Below are 2044 nucleotides of genomic sequence, written 5' to 3' on the forward strand. Positions count from 1 at the left end.
CATCCGGCCAGCCACCCTCTGCGCCAGGCAGGTCAAACACACCCGTCGGAACCATATCCTCGCCGACCGGGCCGCCATCCGGGAAAGACACATCCACCGTGGTGTCCATCGGGTCCCCATACCCGGCCGGGCCGTCCTCGGAGGTGTCCATCAACTCGTCGGACTCCGAGGCGTCCTTGGACTTGACCTGTTTCCACCAGGTCCGCGCCGGCCAGGCGCCGTCCGGCAGCGTGAAGCCCCGCCGCGGCAGGACCCGCACCCAGCCGAAGACGGCTGCCGAGTTCTGCTCGCCCAGGATGTCCACCCGGGTCTTGTCCTTGGTGGTGAACCGCTGGACGAAGGGGCCGTCGTGTGACGACGAGGCCTGTCCTCCCAGGTCCTGCCAGTCGAAGAGCACGTGGACCGGCTGGCCGAGCACGGTGGCCAGCTCGCCCAGCCACAACAGCCCCGGCTCGTTCAGCATGCCCCCTATCGGAACGAGCAACAGCGACCGCTCGGGCGACCACCCCAGGCACTTCACGAGCTGCGCGAACGTCTCCGGGCGCACCGGGGCCTGACCCCCTCTCCCGTACAGGAGGGGAAGGGACGAGTGCTCGTCCGTTGTGAGCGCTACGGGGAAGGCGTCGTACTGCTGATGACCGAACAAGCCGGCCGTCGCCTTCACGAGGCCGAGCACCTTTTCGGGGCCGACGTCCTCGCTTCGCGCCAGGGACGCTCCGTTGCCGCCCACGACCGCTGTGAGCCGGGCCAGCGGAACGAGGTCGTCGAGTCCCACGAACTCGGCCGGAACGAACCAGTTGTCCGGTCCCGGCTCCTGACCGGCCAGACCGCCGAACCACCGCGTCGTCGCGAACAGCGCGCTGACCACGTCACGGTCGTACAGACGTGGCAGGGTCGCGTCCAGCAGGGACGCCAGACCCTCGGTCTCGCTGGGGTCGTCCAGCCGGTACACGGCCTGCATGCCGGTACCGCTCGCCCGGATCTGCACCTCGCCCGCGTGGGTCCCCGGCGGCACCGCGACCGGCGACTCCCAGGACGGGTCCTGGGCCAGCCGCCTCGCCCCGCTCACCAGGCCCAACGACAGCAGCACCCGAGCCTGGACCAGCCCCTCGTCGAACGACGCGGTCCACAGTGGGAAATCAACGTACGGGGACCCCGGCTCGGCCGCTCGCACCGCCATGAGCGGATCGACCGGAAGCAGCCCGTCCGCGGGACCGTTCGCCCGGTCCGGGGCGGGCAGGGCCCGCACATGGCGGGGCCCGTGGCCGGTCACCGGGTCGGCCGCCAGCCGGAACAGCACGTCCTGGTGGCCGCGGACCACGTCCGTCAGCACCCTCTGCTCGTCCTCGCTCAGCCCGCCGGGAACGTCCACCAGGACGCGGGCCGACCCCCACGAGAATGGCGAGAACTCGCCATCCCTCATCAGGGACAACACCGTCCGCAGACCACTCCAGTCCTTCTTGGTGTCACTCAGCCACGGCGAGATCAGGCTCAGGGCGCGGAGATCGGTGGTCGGGCTGATCTGCCAGCCGGAGGAGTCCCCCCACTGCGGGAAGTCCTGACGAGACAGCCCCTCGGCATGCATCTCGGCCAGGACGATGTTGAGTTTCTCCACCACCTGCTGCTCCTCCAGGTGGTCCTTCGCGTGGAAGTCGATGGCGATCCGGAACGCCATCCTTTCCCTCTCCGGATCGGCCATGCCACCGGTCACGTCGCTGACCCGGAACGGCAGGGGGGGCTCGCCTGCGGCCAGACGCTGAATCACCAAGCCGGGTACGTAGCCGATCCGGTCGCGGGACGTCCGCCGCCCCGGGGCCGATGAGCCGAGGGCCCGGGTGTCCTGCGGCCCTCCGAACGCCGTCGGGTCGCCGCCGGCCCAATGGGGGGCGGTCCCGGCGGAGTCGAGGTGCGCGGTCCCGCGCGGCACACCCGCCGCCGAGCCGGAGGGCGTGTTCCAGAACTCGTCCGCCGGGTATTGCAGTTCCACATCGGACGGCGCGGCCACCTCCTCGTCGCCGCCCTCGGCCGCGACCGGCACGCCGGC

1 protein-coding gene is annotated in these 2044 nt (G+C 70.9%); it reads right to left on the reverse strand.

Annotation, left to right across the window (positions count from 1 at the left end; genetic code table 11):
* Window positions 1–2044: hypothetical protein (locus AB0L95_RS42100; protein WP_365171953.1), on the reverse strand; the 2044-nt coding region annotated here is incomplete at both ends.

It is taken from the genome of Streptomyces sp. NPDC052036 (genome assembly GCF_040680495.1).
Classification (GTDB): domain Bacteria; phylum Actinomycetota; class Actinomycetes; order Streptomycetales; family Streptomycetaceae; genus Streptomyces.